Annotated in this window: 1 protein-coding gene; it reads left to right on the top strand. The window is 44.1% G+C overall.

Going from position 1 to position 23,678, the window contains the following annotated elements; translation table 11 throughout:
- Nucleotides 1–123 precede the first annotated feature (123 nt).
- Entirely contained in the window at nt 124–23,670 is a 23,547-nt protein-coding gene (locus ACO05G_RS06855) for a gliding motility-associated C-terminal domain-containing protein (protein ID WP_421765287.1), read from the top strand.
- Nucleotides 23,671–23,678: the final 8 nt, after the last annotated feature.

Below are 23,678 nucleotides of genomic sequence, written 5' to 3'. Positions count from 1 at the left end.
TTTATTGATATAGTTCTGCTTTGAATTATAACAGTAACTTTACCATGACTCGATATATCTTTTGATTTTCAGGGGGTTTATCTACATTGCTAAAGGGTTACATTATGCCTTAAAAGTGTATCTATGACCGTATCCATTTCAACTAATACCATGAATAACTATCGGAATTCGATTTTAACATTCCTTTTATTCTTTTCAACACTTATACTTCAGGCACAAACAGAAGACTGTAGTAACGGAACAGACGATGATGGTGATGGCCTCATTGACTGTTACGATGGCGACTGTTCCACAGATGGAGCTTGTGATGATTTCTTCTTCGGGAATGAAGTTATATGTGCAGATGATATCGATGTTACAACATTTGCTATTAGAGAACAGTGGGGATCTGCCGATGAAACAGCTACGAGTCACGTCACTCCGGCAATTGGTGACCTTGATGGAAATGGTATTCCGGAAGTAATTTCTGTTAATAATTATGGTACACTAGATCTATTCGTACTCAATGGAGCTACCGGAGCAACGATCGCTTCTGCAGACATTGGGTTTACTCCAGAGAATGCACCTATTGTTGCTGAAATAGACGGGGATGAAATTGGAGATATTATCGTATCTCAAAACAAGGGCGATGACCTTGCGCTATACAACGTAGATTTTGTCACTGGAACTTTGACTCAGAGATGGAGAGAGAGAGCCTCTGTAAATCAATCAATCGGTCTGCCTGGTGTCGCGGATTTTGATGAAGATGGTGATGTAGAAATATATTATAGAAACGAAGTGATGGATGCACTAACTGGTAATGTAATAATTGCTGGTGATGGGAATTGGGAAGAAGATTATTTGCATGGAACAATTGCCGTGGATCTTTTTCCAGATACTTTTTGCGCTGATTGTAATGGTTTAGAGTTAGTCTCTGGTAATGAAGTTTGGTCTATAAATGAGGCAGCTGGTACAAGGACTTTAATTGCTGATATGGATGATGACATTCATAGTGACATAGATCCCCTACTCAACTACTATCCTAAATATTATCCAAACTGGGATGACCAGTGGTCTACTGTTTCAGCCGCAGATTATAACCTGGATGGAAATATTGATTTGATCATGACTGGTGCCCTTGGTACAGTTGCAGAAAAGTATAATGGTGAAACAACGATTTTCTATTGGGATGTTACAAATGGTAATGTCATAACCTATCATGATCCTACAAATGACTTTGTGAGGGGGCCTGGACGAGTAAACATTGGAGACGTTGACGGAGATGGTCAACTCAATGCCAATTTCGTAATGGACCAAAAACTTTACTCATTAGACGAAAACTTCAATATTCACTGGATCCATCCGATTAAGGAAGGATCTTCTGGTTTTACCGGTTGTTCGCTTTTTGATTTTGATGGTGATGGCGCTGTTGAAGTTGTCTACAGAAGTGAGGAGTCTCTTTTAATTGTTGATGGGGTTGGTAACGGTGACAATACAACTTCAGAGAGAAGAGAGATTGCTTGTGTATCAAGAACACAGGAAGAATATCCGGTTATTGCAGATGTTGATGGAGATGGAAGTAGTGAGATATGCGTTTCATGCTACTTTAATAACTCAACGCCATTCAGCCCTTACAGTAATACACGATTTTCACAAATAAGAGTATATGAATCGGATGGTGAGGCATGGATGCCTGCACGTGGGGTTTGGAATCAGCATGGATACTATAATGTTAATATCAATGATGACCTGACAATACCAACTGAAGTTCAAGATCACTCGGTGGTTTTCTCCTCCGGAACATGTGAATATGCGGATGGAACACTTGTTCCGTTTCCTTCAAGACCTCTTAATACATTTTTGAATCAAGCTCCCATCCTAAATGAAGAAGGTTGTGTAGAGTTTGCTTCTCCAGATATTGATTTTGTGGGTATTCTTTCCGCGACAGATGCTGCTTGCCCGGACGCGGAAATAACTGTTGCATTTGAAATAACAAATATTGGAGATGTAGATATTTCCGGTAACCTGCCTGTGTCTTATTATGCAGGCGATCCAAGAACATCAGACGGTGTTCTATTGGATACAGAAGTAACTTTATTAGTCGGTTTCGATGTGGGCGAAACGCTCACAATTACCCAAACTATCAGTGGTGTTGGTGGTGACTTTGAACTATTTGTCGTAATCAATGACAATGGTGGTACTCCACCATTGTCAGTACCTCTTCCCACTGCTACCATACCAGAATGTGAAACAGGAAATAATATTCAAAGCACATTAGTTGGATATCAGGCTTTTGATCTTACCGTCGAGAAAATTGATGATAACAGAAAATGTGATCCATCAAAACCAGATAATGGAAGTGCGCGCGCCTACTATTTTGGTCCTACTCCTGGCAACAACGAAACTTTTTGGATAGAAAATTTTGAAGATAGAGCTGCAGCAGCAAAATCTGATACTGATGAGACCGCATGGACTTCAGATGGTGGCAGCCAGACACCAGATTTTTATGGTGTCACTTCTTACAATGGCTCCAACATGTTCGGAACAACTAAAACGGGTGGTGCCAATGATGCTGGGATTGTTACCTGGACATCTGAAGATATTGACGTTTCTAACTATACAGATCTAAACATCTCCTTGGACATTTTTGAGAATGGTAACCAGGAAAGCTCTGGGCAGTGGAGAGATTTTGTGAATGCCTATTATGAGCTTAGAGATGAAAATAATGTAGTAACTGAATCTGGATTACTCAATAATGGTTCACAGTTTGGTGATTTCACCTATGAGCCTGCATTTCTATCAAACCTAAACTCAGATGGAGTTGATTCCATTCTTGTTATAAGAGTTGAGATTCATAGTACTAGTTCATCTGAACATCATTATATCGATAATATTTCGGTAAATGGAACTGGACCAAATATCACCAGGGAGTTTACCGAACCAGATGGTTTTGTTTTCAGATGGTATAACGACGATGACTACTCATCAATAGTCTATGAAGGAAGTCAGTATCCACAAATGGCTACAGGCACATATGACGTAGTAGGTTACTATGCAACTACTGAATGTTATTCAGATACAGTTGAATTAACAATCAACTTGATAAACACTCCTACTTTTAACGTGGAAGTTTATGAAATAAGTGCATTGACGGAATGTAGTACACCTGATGGTTCATTAGGAGCATTCGCTTATACAACGGTTGATGGTGGAGGTATTCCTCAGGATACATTAACCACCGGAGATGGTTACGCCTTCACCTGGTTTATTCAATCAGAGGGCGTTACACCAATCGGAACTGGTAATATCCTCTCAAACCTGGATGCGATTGGGTATACGGTTGAAGTTACGGAAGATGTAACGGGATGTACGGTTTCAGAAAGTAGAACAGTTTCTACTACAGTTTCAAATCCTCCTGACCCAACTGTCGCGATAACTGACATTTCCACGTGTGGTGGCACAGGTGAACTTTCAGCTGACGTGGGGGGAAATACTGCAGATTATACATTTGAATGGTACGATGGCCCTTCCATTAAACCTTCTTCAGACTTCACCGGAATAACCTATACGGTACCAGATCCTGGACAATATACTGTGACCGCAACTTTAAATTCCTCAGGATGTACATCCGACCCGGTAACAGTCACTGTAAATGACAATTCCACAGCTCCGAATCCAGGTACCACTCTTGTTCAGGACAACACTTCATGTGTTGCTGGAAATGGTATCGTTAGAGCAGACGGAGACGGTGCTGGAACGGTAAGTGGTTATACGTTTGAGTGGTTTTTAGGAGCCAATACTTTGGCAGCAAATGCCTTACCAGGCACTGCAGCTCCAGGTGCATTCCTTGTTAATGACAACACCTATGAGTTGGGTGGCCTTGAGGAAGCTACTTATACGGTTCGTGTAACAGATAATTCAACGAGCTGCTTTGAAACAAGGACTATCGACGTAACTGATACTCCAGGTTCATTATCAGTGACTCCAGGAAATTTGATACAAAACAATATCAACAGTTGTGATGCAGCTGTTTTAGGCTCTATCGATGCTTCTGACGTTGTTCCGGGCGATGTAAATAATGTTTCCATTGGAAATGTTAACAGCGACTTTGAGCAACCTGACATATCTGGACCTCCTTACAACACAAATAATTTTACATTCCTGGACCAGGATGAAGTACCAGGGTGGTCTACCACGGCTGGTGATGGAGTAATGGAACTTTGGAATGACGGTTTCCAAGGAGTGCCAGCTTATTCAGGAGATCAATTTGCAGAGATCTTAGCAAATCAGATTGGGGCACTTTATTTTGATTTAAGCACTGTTCCAAACTCATTATTCTCATGGACATTTGCTCATAGAGGAAGAGGTGGGACCGATAATATTCGGGTAAGTATTGGTGCAGTTGGTTCTGAGGTTGGTCAAGGAGATTTTGCAACTGATAATACAGCATGGGCTGTTTATTCAGGCAACTATACAGTTCCTGCCGATCAATTTGTTACCAGATTTCAGTTTGAAAGTCTCGATGCGGGATCTGTAGGAAACTTCGTAGACTCAGTAACATTCGTGCTATTCCCTTACAGATTTGAATTGTATGAGGGTACCTCTGCCTCTGGCACTGCTGATTACATCAATACCTCAGGGGTCTTCAATGATCTCGATGATGGTAATTATGTATTGGTGGTCTATGACAACCTTACTGGCTGTGGTGCGGTTGAAATTCCATTCGAAATAACAAGAGCTCAGGATCAGCCAATAATTGCCACCACAATTACAGATGATGCAAATTGTGATACAGATGCCGGAAGCGTTGACGTAACTGCATCAATGCCTGGAAGCGAACCAGCATCATATACCTATGAGATTTTTGATGGGCACTCATTTACAACACAAATTGGTTCGGATGAAACAATAGCAGATGGGTCTGTACCATTTACTTTTTCAAATTTATCCCCAGGAAACTATCGGGTTAGAGTAACGAATGATGATACTCAATGTACAAATTTCGAAGACATTGTTGTCAATGACGTGACCGTTACTCCTACTTTTACCGCTACGCAAACAATCAATGACAATACCTCATGTGACGCTGCAAATCCGAATGGATTCCTATCTGTTAGCATTCAGGGGGATGCAGTAAGTAACTATAACTTCACCTGGTATGATGGCGCTAGCTCAGCGGACCCCATATTGGCAGGGCCAGCAGTTGGAGATAACGATCTGGATGGCTTAGATGCTGGAGATTACACGGTTGTAGCCGAAAATATATCAACAGGATGCGAAACGGTAGAATTGACGTTGAATGTTGGAAATGATCCATTTACTCCAACGGTTGTCCTTGTAGAGGATAACGCTGATACATCATGTGATATAGGTAACGGTCAATTAAGTGCATATGCTACATCTGACCCGGATGAAACTTGTACAACCTGTGTGACTAATTACACATTTGAATGGTTTTATAACGGTAATCCTATTAATGCTGGAGATAATCTAGGTAACAACTCAAACGTTTCTTTCTCTGGAACCAACAATAGTACTATTAGTGGATTGTCGGCAGATTTGAATAACTATTCTGTGACATTAACACATAACAGATTACAATGTGATGACTCTGAAACAATCCTTTTAACTGAAAATGAAATAACGCCGACATTATCACTGGTAAGTACTCAGGACAATACAAGCTGCGATGCTTCTTTATATACTGGAGAAATCCATGTTTCTGTTACTCCGGCAGGAACTTATGATTTCGATTATTTCTACTCAAACGGAACACAAGTCACTGAAACTGCTCCGGTTAGTGGATCTGCTACAGCAGATGTAACAGGATTGATTAATGATACCTATAAAGTCGTGGCGACTTCAACATTAAGTTGCAGCTCGGACACATTAGAAGTTACAGTTGGTGTCAATCTTCCTGTTGTTGCAGTGACTGAATCAAACAATATTGATAACACTGTCTGTGTGCAAGATGGTGTTGGAGGTAATCCGGATGCCAACGGACAGGTGACACTCACTCCTGCTACTTCTAACCCGGCTGTTGAACCAGGTGGTGGATACAACTTCGCTCTTGAAACTGCGGGAGGTACTGCTATCGATAATGCCGGTGCTACTGCAGGATATGAAGATGTCGCTTATCCGGCTAATAATGCAACGGCTACCATCACCGGACTTCCGGCTGGTAACTACATCATGACCGTGACCAATGCTGATAACAGCTGTCCGGTTGATTATCCATTCACCATCTCGAATGGTTCGGATGATCCGGTTGTTGATCAGGTCGCGCTCACTGCCAGTGCTACTGATAATACAGCATGCGTGGCACCTTTCAACGGAACTGCCAATGCTACAGTAACTGGTGGCTCGGGTACCTACTCCTATGCATGGGCTACTGCCGCTGATCCGGGTACTACCATCGATACCGATGCTACACTAAGTAACGTTCAGGCTGATGACTACATCCTCATCGTTACCGATGACATCACAGGGTGTACTTCTGCTACTGCCAATGTGACCATCGGTGAGTCTCTGCCTACGGTTGCAGTGACTGAATCAAACAATATTGATAACACTGTCTGTGTGCAAGATGGTGTTGGAGGTAATCCGGATGCCAACGGACAGGTAACACTCACTCCTGCTACTTCTAACCCGGCTGTTGAACCAGGTGGTGGATACAACTTCGCTCTTGAAACTGCGGGAGGTACTGCTATCGATAATGCCGGTGCTACTGCAGGATATGAAGATGTCGCTTATCCGGCTAATAACGCAACGGCTACCGTAACCGGACTTCCGGCTGGTAACTACATCATGACCGTGACCAATGCTAATAACAACTGTCCGGTTGATTATCCATTCACCATCTCGAATGGTTCGGATGATCCGGTCGTTGATCAGGTTGCGCTCACTGCCAGTGCTACTGATAATACAGCATGCGTGGCACCTTTCACTGGAACTGCCAATGCTACAGTAACTGGTGGCTCGGGTACCTACTCCTATGCATGGGCTACTGCCGCTGATCCGGGTACTACCATCGATACCGATGCTACACTAAGTAACGTTCAGGCTGATGACTACATCCTCATCGTTACCGATGACATCACAGGGTGTACTTCTGCTACTGCCAATGTGACCATCGGTGAGTCTCTGCCTACGGTCGCAGTGACTGAATCAAACAATATTGATAACACCGTCTGTGTGCAAGATGGTGTTGGAGGTAATCCGGATGCCAACGGACAGGTGACACTCACTCCTGCTACTTCTAACCCGGCTGTTGAACCAGGTGGTGGATACAACTTCGCTCTTGAAACTGCGGGAGGTACTGCTATCGATAATGCAGGTGCTACTGCAGGATATGAAGATGTCGCTTATCCGGCTAATAATGCAACGGCTACCATCACCGGACTTCCGGCTGGTAACTACATCATGACCGTGACCAATGCTGATAACAACTGTCCTGTTGATTATCCATTCACCATCTCGAATGGTTCGGATGATCCGGTCGTTGATCAGGTTGCGCTCACTGCCAGTGCTACTGATAATACAGTTTGTGGGGCACCTTTCACTGGAACTGCCAATGCTACAGTAACTGGTGGCTCGGGTACCTACTCCTATGCATGGGCTACTGCCGCTGATCCGGGTACTACCATCGATACCGATGCTACACTAAGTAACGTTCAGGCTGATGACTACATCCTCATCGTTACCGATGACATCACAGGGTGTACTTCTGCTACTGCCAATGTGACCATCGGTGAGTCTCTGCCTACGGTCGCAGTGACTGAATCAAACAATATTGATAACACCGTCTGTGTGCAAGATGGTGTTGGAGGTAATCCGGATGCCAACGGACAGGTAACACTCACTCCTGCTACTTCTAACCCGGCTGTTGAACCAGGTGGTGGATACAACTTCGCTCTTGAAACTGCGGGAGGTACTGCTATCGATAATGCAGGTGCTACTGCAGGATATGAAGATGTCGCTTATCCGGCTAATAACGCAACGGCTACCGTAACCGGACTTCCGGCTGGTAACTACATCATGACCGTGACCAATGCTGATAACAGCTGTCCGGTTGATTATCCATTCACCATCTCGAATGGTTCGGATGATCCGGTCGTTGATCAGGTTGCGCTCACTGCCAGTGCTACTGATAATACAGCATGCGTGGCACCTTTCAACGGAACTGCCAATGCTACAGTAACTGGTGGCTCGGGTACCTACTCCTATGCGTGGGCTACTGCCGCTGATCCGGGTACTACCATCGATACCGATGCTACACTAAGTAACGTTCAGGCTGATGACTACATCCTCATCGTTACCGATGACATCACAGGGTGTACTTCTGCTACTGCCAATGTGACCATCGGTGAGTCTCTGCCTACGGTCGCAGTGACTGAATCAAACAATATTGATAACACCGTCTGTGTGCAAGATGGTGTTGGAGGTAATCCGGATGCCAACGGACAGGTGACACTCACTCCTGCTACTTCTAACCCGGCTGTTGAACCAGGTGGTGGATACAACTTCGCTCTTGAAACTGCGGGAGGTACTGCTATCGATAATGCAGGTGCTACTGCAGGATATGAAGATGTCGCTTATCCGGCTAATAATGCAACGGCTACCATCACCGGACTTCCGGCTGGTAACTACATCATGACCGTGACCAATGCTGATAACAACTGTCCTGTTGATTATCCATTCACCATCTCGAATGGTTCGGATGATCCGGTCGTTGATCAGGTTGCGCTCACTGCCAGTGCTACTGATAATACAGCATGCGTGGCACCTTTCACTGGAACTGCCAATGCTACAGTAACTGGTGGCTCGGGTACCTACTCCTATGCATGGGCTACTGCCGCTGATCCGGGTACTACCATCGATACCGATGCTACACTAAGTAACGTTCAGGCTGATGACTACATCCTCATCGTTACCGATGACATCACAGGGTGTACTTCTGCTACTGCCAATGTGACCATCGGTGAGTCTCTGCCTACGGTTGCAGTGACTGAATCAAACAATATTGATAACACCGTCTGTGTGCAAGATGGTGTTGGAGGTAATCCGGATGCCAACGGACAGGTAACACTCACTCCTGCTACTTCTAACCCGGCTGTTGAACCAGGTGGTGGATACAACTTCGCTCTTGAAACTGCGGGAGGTACTGCTATCGATAATGCCGGTGCTACTGCAGGATATGAAGATGTCGCTTATCCGGCTAATAACGCAACGGCTACCGTAACCGGACTTCCGGCTGGTAACTACATCATGACCGTGACCAATGCTGATAACAGCTGTCCGGTTGATTATCCATTCACCATCTCGAATGGTTCGGATGATCCGGTCGTTGATCAGGTCGCGCTCACTGCCAGTGCTACTGATAATACAGTTTGTGGGGCACCTTTCACTGGAACTGCCAATGCTACAGTAACTGGTGGCTCGGGTACCTACTCCTATGCGTGGGCTACTGCCGCTGATCCGGGTACCACCATCGATACCGATGCTACGCTAAGCAACGTTCAGGCTGATGACTATATCCTCATCGTTACCGATGACATCACAGGGTGTACTTCTGCTACTGCCAATGTGACCATCGGTGAGTCTCTGCCTGTAATTGATATAATTACAACAATGGATCAAAGTGATTTTGGTTGTCCAGGTACAAATACCGGCCAACTCACTGCTTCAATAAATGGTGGCTCTACTGGTTATACATTAACATGGTATAGTGGAACATCTGCTACTGGTACTGCCATAAATGCAACTACTGATGCTGACAATACGATTAGTGGCTTGGGAGCAGGTAACTATATAGTAGAAGTACAGAACAACACAACTTTTTGTACTGAAACTGAAGTCATTGCAGTAACCGCACAGACTTTAACTCTAACTCCAAATACAGGCTCCACGGATCAAATGAATTGTAACATTGAAGATGGAACTGCAACTGTTACGAGTGTAACTGTCGCGGGAGCTCCTGTTGGACATACCCCGGTATATAAGTACGACTGGTACTTGGGAGCCACACAGTTAGTAGAAATCCCATTTAATGGTCTTACAGGAACATTTGAAGAAAGTGAAACGATTAATATTGGTGGAGAAACCGCCACAGTTATTGCATTTGATGCATCCGGAACTATACTCGCCTCCAATTTAAGTGGTGACATTTCCAATGGTAATGGAATTACGGGTGCATCATCTGGGGCAGCAGCAACAGTTAATAGTGGTGAAAACATAACCACGACAGGTACGGTTGGAGTATCCACATTAAACTATTTGACTGCCGGTACTTATTCAGTGTTTGTTTCTGATACTCAATCTGGCTGTACATCTAGCAGAACTGATATTGTAGTTGGTAGTAGTTTACCTGCATCTCCAACAATCACAATTACAGCTGATGCTATTCCAGGTGCTTGTAATGGTCAAGGAGGTGAACTCAGTGCTATTGTGACAGACAATGGTGGTGGAATAGCCAACTTTTATTGGTATGAAGGTTCTGATGATTTTGCAAATAATGATCCGACAGGAGCAGATGCACTAGCTGATGGCACAAGTCAACTTCAGGCAGATCCAACAGCAAATATCGATGTAAATCATACCTCAGGAACAACTACCGAATTAGATAATATCGTTTCAGGATTATACACTCTTGTTGTTGAAGATAACTCAGGATGTAGGTATCAAAGTACATTTGATCTTCCTTTTAATGGAATCCAAACAACAACCGCCCTCACTGTTACAAATGTTGATGAATGTCCAGATAATGGAACTGCTGCGGTCTCATTGGCAGATTTTCAATCGCTTACAGTAACGTATGATGGAGGTAACACTGGAGATTTTGAAACTTTAGAACCATATACCTCTGTAGATAATGGTGGTGGTAGCAATGCGACCGGATTTATTAGTTTCGATGATGGTGCAGGGACTGTACAATTGTCAATACTGTCCGGTAGTCTAGCTTCAGGATTTGGAGATGAAATTGTTGGAACAAATACTGGTAATAGAGCTACGATCGATGCTATTTCTGGTGCAGGGTTTGTTAATAATGAGGCTGATGATATTGATGAGTATATAATTTACTTATATGCTGGTTCAGGTGTGCCTGCCGATCGGTTTACAGCATACACTATAACAAATTCAACAGGCGCATCTTTACGCTTCCCATATTCCTATGATCCGGATGATGGGAGGGTATTTGACGGTGACGGTATTCAAATTGACAATCCAGGAACAATTTCTGAGGGAGGAACAATTACTTTTAATAACCTACCTTCTGGCCCATATACTGCGATTGCGAGAGAAAAGGCTTCTGCAGCTTTCGCTAGCGGAGACGAATGTTGGACAACAGCTGCCATAGATAATCTTGTTCAGGAGGCTTATGATCCAATCATAACTTCTTTTGATGTTGTAGATGATTCTTTCTGTGATTCTGACAATGGCTCTCTCTCAGTAACAGTTACAGAGAATGCTGATGATGATTTTCTTGGTAGTGGATTTACTTTTGAATGGTATGTTGATGGTGCAGGAGTTCCATTCTTCACAGAAACTATTAGTGATAACACTAACCCTTTTGCAAGTGGATACACTGTAACTTCAACTACTCCAAGCAATTTAGCAGCTGATGACTATTACGTAGATGTTACAAGACACAACTCTACTACTGTAGCGGATATTGGATGTTCTGTAACGAGTGCTACTTTCACAATTGCAGAAGATTTAGAAATACAAGAAATCTTAACGGTTGATATAACTGCAAATGATGATTGTGATCCCTTTAATGGTGAAGTTGAAGTAACTGCTATAAACGACAATGGTACTTCAAGTACAACATTTACAGACTATTTATTCAAATGGTATCTTTCTGATCAAGCGACTCAAATAATTTACATTCCATATAACACTTTAGCAGGCGGAACATTTGAAAATGGTGATAATCTCTCATTTGCAGGAGGTGGTACTGCAACAGTAATCTCTGATAATAATGCTGATGCGCTTATTGCTACATATACAGCAGGAACAATCGCTAATGGTGAGAACTTCAACAATGGTGGAGGGGTGACTGCCACCACAGTGTTGACAAATTCAATTGACAATACGGGAAGTATTGCAGATAATCACTTTAGAGTTTTCGAAAGCGGTACTTATTATATCACTATCGATGACCTCTCTGGTTCCGGTTGTCCAACAGTACTAAATTTTTATGAAGTAATAGTCGAGGATGAAAGAATCAACCCGGCCATATCTGTTACTGCTAATGCAGACGATATCTCGTGTGATGATGACGCTACTAACCCTCCTACAGGACAGGCTACTGCTGCTGTCAACAACGGATCCATGGATGTTGATGATTACATCTTCACCTGGTACTTTGATGCAGGAGCTACTAACACCCTCGATCCTACAGATGATCCAGGACTTGTCAATCTATCATTCGATGGAACTGGTGCTTCTGGTAATACCACTAACGGACAAGCGGGTGTCAACAGAATCAATAACCTGCCGGCTGGTACTTACTACATTGTAGCTGAAGACCTTACTAACCCTGGCGATGGATGTACCTCTCCTATTCAGAGTGTGACAATCGATCAGTTTGAGTCTACCATCCTGGTAGGTAATACCCTCAATACCGATTACACCATCTCTGCAAATGAAGATTGTACCCCTTCAAATGGTGCGTTTGAAGTCCTCAGAGTGACTGAAACCAGACCTTCAGGACTGGTTACTAACACTACCATGGCGGATTATACTTTCGATTGGTTTGAAAGTGATGGAACCACTGCGCTGGCCGATGCGCTTGTCGTGGGAGCTAACAATGGAGATGCAGGTGCTAGTGAAGTTGCTGGACTTACTGCTGGTACTTACTATGTACAGATTACCAATACGGCCGAAACTGGTTGTACACAAACCGCTGCGGAGTTCGTAGAATTCGTCATCGAGGATGAAAGAATCAACCCGGCCATATCTGTTACTGCTAATGCAGACGATATCTCGTGTGATGATGACGCTACCAACCCTCCTACAGGACAGGCTACTGCTGCTGTCAACAACGGATCCATGGATGTTGATGATTACATCTTCACCTGGTACTTTGATGCAGGAGCTACTAACACCCTCGATCCTACAGATGATCCAGGACTTGTCAATCTATCATTCGATGGAACTGGTGCTTCTGGTAATACCACTAACGGACAAGCGGGTGTCAACAGAATCAATAACCTGCCGGCTGGTACTTACTACATTGTAGCAGAAGACCTTACTAACCCTGGCGATGGATGTACCTCTCCTATTCAGAGTGTGACAATCGATCAGTTTGAGTCTACCATCCTGGTAGGTAATACCCTCAATACCGATTACACCATCTCTGCAAATGAAGATTGTACCCCTTCAAATGGTGCGTTTGAAGTCCTCAGAGTGACTGAAACCAGACCTTCTGGACTGGTTACTAACACTACCATGGCGGATTATACCTTCGATTGGTTTGAAAGTGATGGAACCACTGCGCTTGCCGATGCGCTTGTCGTGGGGGCTAACAATGGAGATGCAGGTGCTAGTGAAGTTGCTGGACTTACTGCTGGTACTTACTATGTACAGATTACCAACACTGCCGAAACTGGTTGTACACAAACCGCTGCGGAGTTCGTAGAATTCGTCATCGAGGATGAAAGAATCAACCCGGCCATATCTGTTACTGCTAATGCAGACGATATCTCGTGTGATGATGACGCTACCAACCCTCCTACAGGACAGGCTACTGCTGCTGTCAACAACGGATCCATGGATGTCGATGATTACATCTTCACCTGGTACTTTGATGCAGGAGCTACTAACACTCTCGATCCTACAGATGATCCAGGACTTGTCAATCTATCATTCGATGGAACTGGTGCTTCTGGTAATACCACTAACGGACAAGCGGGTGTCAACAGAATCAATAACCTGCCGGCTGGTACTTACTACATTGTAGCAGAAGACCTTACTAACCCTGGCGATGGATGTACCTCTCCTATTCAGAGTGTGACAATCGATCAGTTTGAGTCTACCATCCTGGTAGGTAATACCCTCAATACCGATTACACCATCTCTGCAAATGAAGATTGTACCCCTTCAAATGGTGCGTTTGAAGTCCTCAGAGTGACTGAAACCAGACCTTCTGGACTGGTTACTAACACTACCATGGCGGATTATACCTTCGATTGGTTTGAAAGTGATGGAACCACTGCGCTTGCCGATGCGCTTGTCGTGGGGGCTAACAATGGAGATGCAGGTGCTAGTGAAGTTGCTGGACTTACTGCTGGTACTTACTATGTACAGATTACCAACACTGCCGAAACTGGTTGTACACAAACCGCTGCGGAGTTCGTAGAATTCGTCATCGAGGATGAAAGAATCAACCCGGCCATATCTGTTACTGCTAATGCAGACGATATCTCGTGTGATGATGACGCTACCAACCCTCCTACAGGACAGGCTACTGCTGCTGTCAACAACGGATCCATGGATGTCGATGATTACATCTTCACCTGGTACTTTGATGCAGGAGCTACTAACACTCTCGATCCTACAGATGATCCAGGACTTGTCAATCTATCATTCGATGGAACTGGTGCTTCTGGTAATACCACTAACGGACAAGCGGGTGTCAACAGAATCAATAACCTGCCGGCTGGTACTTACTACATTGTAGCAGAAGACCTTACTAACCCTGGCGATGGATGTACCTCTCCTATTCAGAGTGTGACAATCGATCAGTTTGAGTCTACCATCCTGGTAGGTAATACCCTCAATACCGATTACACCATCTCTGCAAATGAAGATTGTACCCCTTCAAATGGTGCGTTTGAAGTCCTCAGAGTGACTGAAACCAGACCTTCGGGACTGGTTACTAACACTACCATGGCGGATTATACCTTCGATTGGTTTGAAAGTGATGGAACCACTGCGCTGGCCGATGCGCTTGTCGTGGGAGCTAACAATGGAGATGCAGGTGCTAGTGAAGTTGCTGGACTTACTGCTGGTACTTACTATGTACAGATTACCAATACTGCCGAAACTGGTTGTACACAAACCGCTGCGGAGTTCGTAGAATTCGTCATCGAGGATGAAAGAATCAACCCGGCCATATCTGTTACTGCTAATGCAGACGATATCTCGTGTGATGATGACGCTACCAACCCTCCTACAGGACAGGCTACTGCTGCTGTCAACAACGGATCCATGGATGTCGATGATTACATCTTCACCTGGTACTTTGATGCAGGAGCTACTAACACTCTCGATCCTACAGATGATCCAGGACTTGTCAATCTATCATTCGATGGAACTGGTGCTTCTGGTAATACCACTAACGGACAAGCGGGTGTCAACAGAATCAATAACCTGCCGGCTGGTACTTACTACATTGTAGCAGAAGACCTTACTAACCCTGGCGATGGATGTACCTCTCCTATTCAGAGTGTGACAATCGATCAGTTTGAGTCTACCATCCTGGTAGGTAATACCCTCAATACCGATTACACCATCTCTGCAAATGAAGATTGTACCCCTTCAAATGGTGCGTTTGAAGTCCTCAGAGTGACTGAAACCAGACCTTCTGGACTGGTTACTAACACTACCATGGCGGATTATACCTTCGATTGGTTTGAAAGTGATGGAACCACTGCGCTTGCCGATGCGCTTGTCGTGGGGGCTAACAATGGAGATGCAGGTGCTAGTGAAGTTGCTGGACTTACTGCTGGTACTTACTATGTACAGATTACCAACACTGCCGAAACTGGTTGTACACAAACCGCTGCGGAGTTCGTAGAATTCGTCATCGAGGATGAAAGAATCAACCCGGCCATATCTGTTACTGCTAATGCAGACGATATCTCGTGTGATGATGACGCTACCAACCCTCCTACAGGACAGGCTACTGCTGCTGTCAACAACGGATCCATGGATGTCGATGATTACATCTTCACCTGGTACTTTGATGCAGGAGCTACTAACACTCTCGATCCTACAGATGATCCAGGACTTGTCAATCTATCATTCGATGGAACTGGTGCTTCTGGTAATACCACTAACGGACAAGCGGGTGTCAACAGAATCAATAACCTGCCGGCTGGTACTTACTACATTGTAGCAGAAGACCTTACTAACCCTGGCGATGGATGTACCTCTCCTATTCAGAGTGTGACAATCGATCAGTTTGAGTCTACCATCCTGGTAGGTAATACCCTCAATACCGATTACACCATCTCTGCAAATGAAGATTGTACCCCTTCAAATGGTGCGTTTGAAGTCCTCAGAGTGACTGAAACCAGACCTTCGGGACTGGTTACTAACACTACCATGGCGGATTATACCTTCGATTGGTTTGAAAGTGATGGAACCACTGCGCTGGCCGATGCGCTTGTCGTGGGAGCTAACAATGGAGATGCAGGTGCTAGTGAAGTTGCTGGACTTACTGCTGGTACTTACTATGTACAGATTACCAACACTGCCGAAACTGGTTGTACACAAACCGCTGCGGAGTTCGTAGAATTCGTCATCGAGGATGAAAGAATCAACCCGGCCATATCTGTTACTGCTAATGCAGACGATATCTCGTGTGATGATGACGCTACCAACCCTCCTACAGGACAGGCTACTGCTGCTGTCAACAACGGATCCATGGATGTCGATGATTACATCTTCACCTGGTACTTTGATGCAGGAGCTACTAACACTCTCGATCCTACAGATGATCCAGGACTTGTCAATCTATCATTCGATGGAACTGGTGCTTCTGGTAATACCACTAACGGACAAGCGGGTGTCAACAGAATCAATAACCTGCCGGCTGGTACTTACTACATTGTAGCAGAAGACCTTACTAACCCTGGCGATGGATGTACCTCTCCTATTCAGAGTGTGACAATCGATCAGTTTGAGTCTACCATCCTGGTAGGTAATACCCTCAATACCGATTACACCATCTCTGCAAATGAAGATTGTACCCCTTCAAATGGTGCGTTTGAAGTCCTCAGAGTGACTGAAACCAGACCTTCGGGACTGGTTACTAACACTACCATGGCGGATTATACCTTCGATTGGTTTGAAAGTGATGGAACCACTGCGCTGGCCGATGCGCTTGTCGTGGGAGCTAACAATGGAGATGCAGGTGCTAGTGAAGTTGCTGGACTTACTGCTGGTACTTACTATGTACAGATTACCAATACTGCCGAAACTGGTTGTACACAAACCGCTGCGGAGTTCGTAGAATTCGTCATCGAGGATGAAAGAATCAACCCGGCCATATCTGTTACTGCTAATGCAGACGATATCTCGTGTGATGATGACGCTACCAACCCTCCTACAGGACAGGCTACTGCTGCTGTCAACAACGGATCCATGGATGTCGATGATTACATCTTCACCTGGTACTTTGATGCAGGAGCTACTAACACTCTCGATCCTACAGATGATCCAGGACTTGTCAATCTATCATTCGATGGAACTGGTGCTTCTGGTAATACCACTAACGGACAAGCGGGTGTCAACAGAATCAATAACCTGCCGGCTGGTACTTACTACATTGTAGCAGAAGACCTTACTAACCCTGGCGATGGATGTACCTCTCCTATTCAGAGTGTGACAATCGATCAGTTTGAGTCTACCATCCTGGTAGGTAATACCCTCAATACCGATTACACCATCTCTGCAAATGAAGATTGTACCCCTTCAAATGGTGCGTTTGAAGTCCTCAGAGTGACTGAAACCAGACCTTCTGGACTGGTTACTAACACTACCATGGCGGATTATACCTTCGATTGGTTTGAAAGTGATGGAACCACTGCGCTTGCCGATGCGCTTGTCGTGGGGGCTAACAATGGAGATGCAGGTGCTAGTGAAGTTGCTGGACTTACTGCTGGTACTTACTATGTACAGATTACCAACACTGCCGAAACTGGTTGTACACAAACCGCTGCGGAGTTCGTAGAATTCGTCATCGAGGATGAAAGAATCAACCCGGCCATATCTGTTACTGCTAATGCAGACGATATCTCGTGTGATGATGACGCTACCAACCCTCCTACAGGACAGGCTACTGCTGCTGTCAACAACGGATCCATGGATGTCGATGATTACATCTTCACCTGGTACTTTGATGCAGGAGCTACTAACACTCTCGATCCTACAGATGATCCAGGACTTGTCAATCTATCATTCGATGGAACTGGTGCTTCTGGTAATACCACTAACGGACAAGCGGGTGTCAACAGAATCAATAACCTGCCGGCTGGTACTTACTACATTGTAGCAGAAGACCTTACTAACCCTGGCGATGGATGTACCTCTCCTATTCAGAGTGTGACAATCGATCAGTTTGAGTCTACCATCCTGGTAGGTAATACCCTCAATACCGATTACACCATCTCTGCAAATGAAGATTGTACCCCTTCAAATGGTGCGTTTGAAGTCCTCAGAGTGACTGAAACCAGACCTTCTGGACTGGTTACTAACACTACCATGGCGGATTATACCTTCGATTGGTTTGAAAGTGATGGAACCACTGCGCTTGCCGATGCGCTTGTCGTGGGGGCTAACAATGGAGATGCAGGTGCTAGTGAAGTTGCTGGACTTACTGCTGGTACTTACTATGTACAGATTACCAACACTGCCGAAACTGGTTGTACACAAACCGCTGCGGAGTTCGTAGAATTCGTCATCGAGGATGAAAGAATCAACCCGGCCATATCTGTTACTGCTAATGCAGACGATATCTCGTGTGATGATGACGCTACCAACCCTCCTACAGGACAGGCTACTGCTGCTGTCAACAACGGATCCATGGATGTCGATGATTACATCTTCACCTGGTACTTTGATGCAGGAGCTACTAACACTCTCGATCCTACAGATGATCCAGGACTTGTCAATCTATCATTCGATGGAACTGGTGCTTCTGGTAATACCACTAACGGACAAGCGGGTGTCAACAGAATCAATAACCTGCCGGCTGGTACTTACTACATTGTAGCAGAAGACCTTACTAACCCTGGCGATGGATGTACCTCTCCTATTCAGAGTGTGACAATCGATCAGTTTGAGTCTACCATCCTGGTAGGTAATACCCTCAATACCGATTACACCATCTCTGCAAATGAAGATTGTACCCCTTCAAATGGTGCGTTTGAAGTCCTCAGAGTGACTGAAACCAGACCTTCGGGACTGGTTACTAACACTACCATGGCGGATTATACCTTCGATTGGTTTGAAAGTGATGGAACCACTGCGCTGGCCGATGCGCTTGTCGTGGGAGCTAACAATGGAGATGCAGGTGCTAGTGAAGTTGCTGGACTTACTGCTGGTACTTACTATGTACAGATTACCAATACTGCCGAAACTGGTTGTACACAAACCGCTGCGGAGTTCGTAGAATTCGTCATCGAGGATGAAAGAATCAACCCGGCCATATCTGTTACTGCTAATGCAGACGATATCTCGTGTGATGATGACGCTACCAACCCTCCTACAGGACAGGCTACTGCTGCTGTCAACAACGGATCCATGGATGTCGATGATTACATCTTCACCTGGTACTTTGATGCAGGAGCTACTAACACTCTCGATCCTACAGATGATCCAGGACTTGTCAATCTATCATTCGATGGAACTGGTGCTTCTGGTAATACCACTAACGGACAAGCGGGTGTCAACAGAATCAATAACCTGCCGGCTGGTACTTACTACATTGTAGCAGAAGACCTTACTAACCCTGGCGATGGATGTACCTCTCCTATTCAGAGTGTGACAATCGATCAGTTTGAGTCTACCATCCTGGTAGGTAATACCCTCAATACCGATTACACCATCTCTGCAAATGAAGATTGTACCCCTTCAAATGGTGCGTTTGAAGTCCTCAGAGTGACTGAAACCAGACCTTCTGGACTGGTTACTAACACTACCATGGCGGATTATACCTTCGATTGGTTTGAAAGTGATGGAACCACTGCGCTTGCCGATGCGCTTGTCGTGGGGGCTAACAATGGAGATGCAGGTGCTAGTGAAGTTGCTGGACTTACTGCTGGTACTTACTATGTACAGATTACCAACACTGCCGAAACTGGTTGTACACAAACCGCTGCGGAGTTCGTAGAATTCGTCATCGAGGATGAAAGAGTTAATCCAATCATCAGCCTTAGTTCTAAATCTGATGATACTTATTGTGATAACGCAGGAAATCAAGGTGATGGCGCTCTCACAATAGCAATAACAGATGAAACTATAGCTGGCACACCAAGTGATTATACAATTACCTGGTACAGAGGAGCCATAGCGGCTGCAAACGAAATATTTCCAAATGATGGTGGATCAAGAGGAACTGCAACTGCGAGTGGAGACTTGACAGCTATTTCTAACCTTGCAACTGGCGACTACACGGTTCAAATTGTGAAGGACTTGGGAGATACTCCTAATACAGGTAATACAGGTTGTACCGCTTCTGCTGCTTTCACAGTAGACTCTCAAGACAATATTCCGACACTAGATGTTTCTGCAATTCAAGCAAGAGTTGAAGCCGATTCATTATGTACAGGAAATAGTGGCACCTTAATTATTAACGATAGTGATGTTTCATCCGGAGATTTGTCTGATTTCGAAATTCGGATTTATACAGGAGCTGTAGGGTCTGGTGAGCTGGCTGGCTCGCCTTATACCAACATAGTAGCTACTTCGATTTCATATACAACTCTGGCAAGTAACGACTACTTCATAACTGCTGAAAATACCACCACAGGTTGTATGACAGCAACAGGGATGATAAGCATCGAAGATTCCGTTAGAAATCCTCAAGTGACACTTGTGAGTATGACTCCAGATGAAGATTGTGGTGGTGGTGTCAATGCAGGAGGCCTAGAAGTGCTAATAGATGGTCAGTTTGATCACACCGATCATTTTACAGTTCAGTGGGTAAATGATGCTACAGGAAATAACGTTTCTACAGATTTTGCAGGGGTTACTGATAATGAAGTGGCTTTACAAGGAGTGCCTTCAGGGAATTATACGGTAACCGTCACGAACACAAATACCAGCTGTTCTATTAGCAGAAGCTATGCGGTGACCAACGTACAGGAACTGCCAAGCATTTTCAACTACACCGTAACGAATAATGATATCTGTGATGATGATAATGATGGGAATCCTCTTGATGTTGGAAGTTTTGAATTAGTAGAAACGAACTTCAAAGGAACAATTATTAATCAGGCTTCCATGGCAGGGAATTATAGGCTTGAAGTGTATGATGATGCTGCGTTGACGGTTGCAACGACTGATGGAGATGGTGATCCGAATAACTTCATTTATACGGAATTAAGTGCAGGTTCTTACTTCGCAGTTGTTAGAAAACTAGACTCAGATTGTGTATCTGAATCTACAGAGTTTGACATAGTTGATAATGTACTTCGACCTGCAGTTCGAATCGTACTTCAAGTTGCAGATTCTACATGTGCAGCAGGAGCTACTCCAAACGGAAGTCTTAGAGCTACAGCAACAGTTGGCACAACTAGTAACATAGATGATACTGATCCTGACTATACCTTCCAATGGTATTTAGGGTCTGGAACTACTACCCCACTAGTAAACAATACTGATCCTGGGAATGGATCAAATCCTGTGGGAGTAAGTACATCTGACATCTCGGGACTTGCTGCTGATACGTATACAGTAGAAGTAACCAGACTATCAACAGGATGTGTAACGCTTGAGGAGTTCGCTTTACCAAATGTTCCTACGAATGTTCAAATATTTACTGCAGCGACTACTGATGCCACTATATGTTCTCCTGGAAATGGAACAATAACAGTTACATCTGTAAATAGAGATAATGTAAGTGACTATAATTTTGATTACTATGATGTAGACCCAACCACTGGAAGTCCAGCTCCTGTATTTACAGGAAATGCCGGTGCAGCATATGTTACTGCCACACCGAGGACTTATTGGATAATTGGAACAAATACAATCGTGAATTGCACTACTCCAGTATTTGAAATTGAAGTTGGTGAAAACATTAGCTACCCGGTTATCACATTGGATGATTTTGATTTCCAAACCAATTGTTCTCCGAGTAATCCAAATGGAGGTTTTGTGGTACTTGCTGATGGGCAACCAGAGAATGCTACTTATGATTTTGAATGGTATTTTGGTACAGGAACTACCAATCCATTAACCTCTGACGATTATACAGGCGGATCAAACCTAACAGGCGCCAATACAAATAATGTCTCAGGGTTAGCTGCCGGATTCTACACCGTAGAAGTAACGGATAATACAACAGGATGTACAATTTCTGAAACGTATGAGATGGTCGATAACATTCCAAATCCAATTCCGATCTCAACAACTACTTCGGCAAATACCAATTGTGTTAACCCGAATGGTAAAGTTGCGGCTTCAGTCATTACGCCGGCTCCAGGAAGATCGGTTACGGATTATGCGTTCTACTGGTTCATTGGAAACATTACAACTGTAGGTACAAATCCAAACCCAGCTAACGCGGATTACACTGGATCATTGGTGGAGAACCTACCTTCCGGAAACTACGTGGTACTAGTCGTAGACTTGGTAGACAATCTATGTGTATCTAATGCCACTCAGGTATTTGTAGAACCAGCGACCACAGATCCAGTGTATGAACTTACATCTAGTGATGTGACTGTATGCTTTGATGTCAAGAATGGATTTGCATCAGTAAGTGTTCCAAATTTATCTTCTGTTGACATTGCATGGTACGATGATTCCAATATTGAAATTGGTACAGGATTCTTCATTGACTCATTAAGAGCTGGTACTTACTCAGTAGTCTTGACAAATGTCATCACAGGATGTCCGGCAGGAGAATCTTTCGATATACTCAATGTAGCAGAAATACCAAATGCGCCGACTGTGATTGTGAACAATGGGAGAAATAACTGTTCGTTTGCTAATGGTAGTGCCATTGCCAATGTAGATGGGGTTACGAATAACTTTATCTTCGAATGGTTCGATCCTACTGATATGACCACTCCATATACGACTGGTTCTGAAGTGTTTAATCTAGATACCACAACCTATCTTGTAAGAGCGAGAAATCTATCAACAGGGTGTGAATCGTCACTTACTTCTGTTGAAGTAAGGTATGAAGTGGTAGACCCTGTTTATGAGGTGATTTTCAATAATTCAGTTTGTTTGAGAACAGAAGATGGTTCTACCAATCAATTCTCAGGTTCTGCTAAAGTTGGGTTTGAGCAATTTAATCTGGCAACAGATTATGAATGGAGAGATGCGAATGGAACTATTGTTGGTAATGAATCCAGCCTAATAGATGCATATCCAGGAGATTATACGGTGACATTTACCGCAGAAAATGGATGTACATATGACGCTTCATTTACCATAGAAACATCGTTAACGATTTACAATGGCGTGTCTGCCAACGCAGATGGTAAGAATGATTTCTTCTTGATTGACTGTATTGATTATTTCCCTAATAATAATGTGAAAATTTTCAATAGAGCGGGTCAAAAGATTTTTGACATAGATGGATACAATAATACGTCTGTTCGATTTGAAGGATTTAGTAATGTTGGTGGCGGTGGCCTCAAATTACCAGCTGGAACGTACTTCTATTTAGTCGACTTGGGTACTGGAGAGGATCCTGTTCAAGGATATTTAGAATTAGTTAGGTAATTTTAGCG

Source organism: Ekhidna sp. (assembly GCF_965227465.1).
Taxonomy (GTDB): domain Bacteria; phylum Bacteroidota; class Bacteroidia; order Cytophagales; family Cyclobacteriaceae; genus Ekhidna.
The sequence above is the reverse complement of the archived record's forward strand: the minus strand, read 5'-3'. Positions and strand labels throughout refer to the sequence as shown.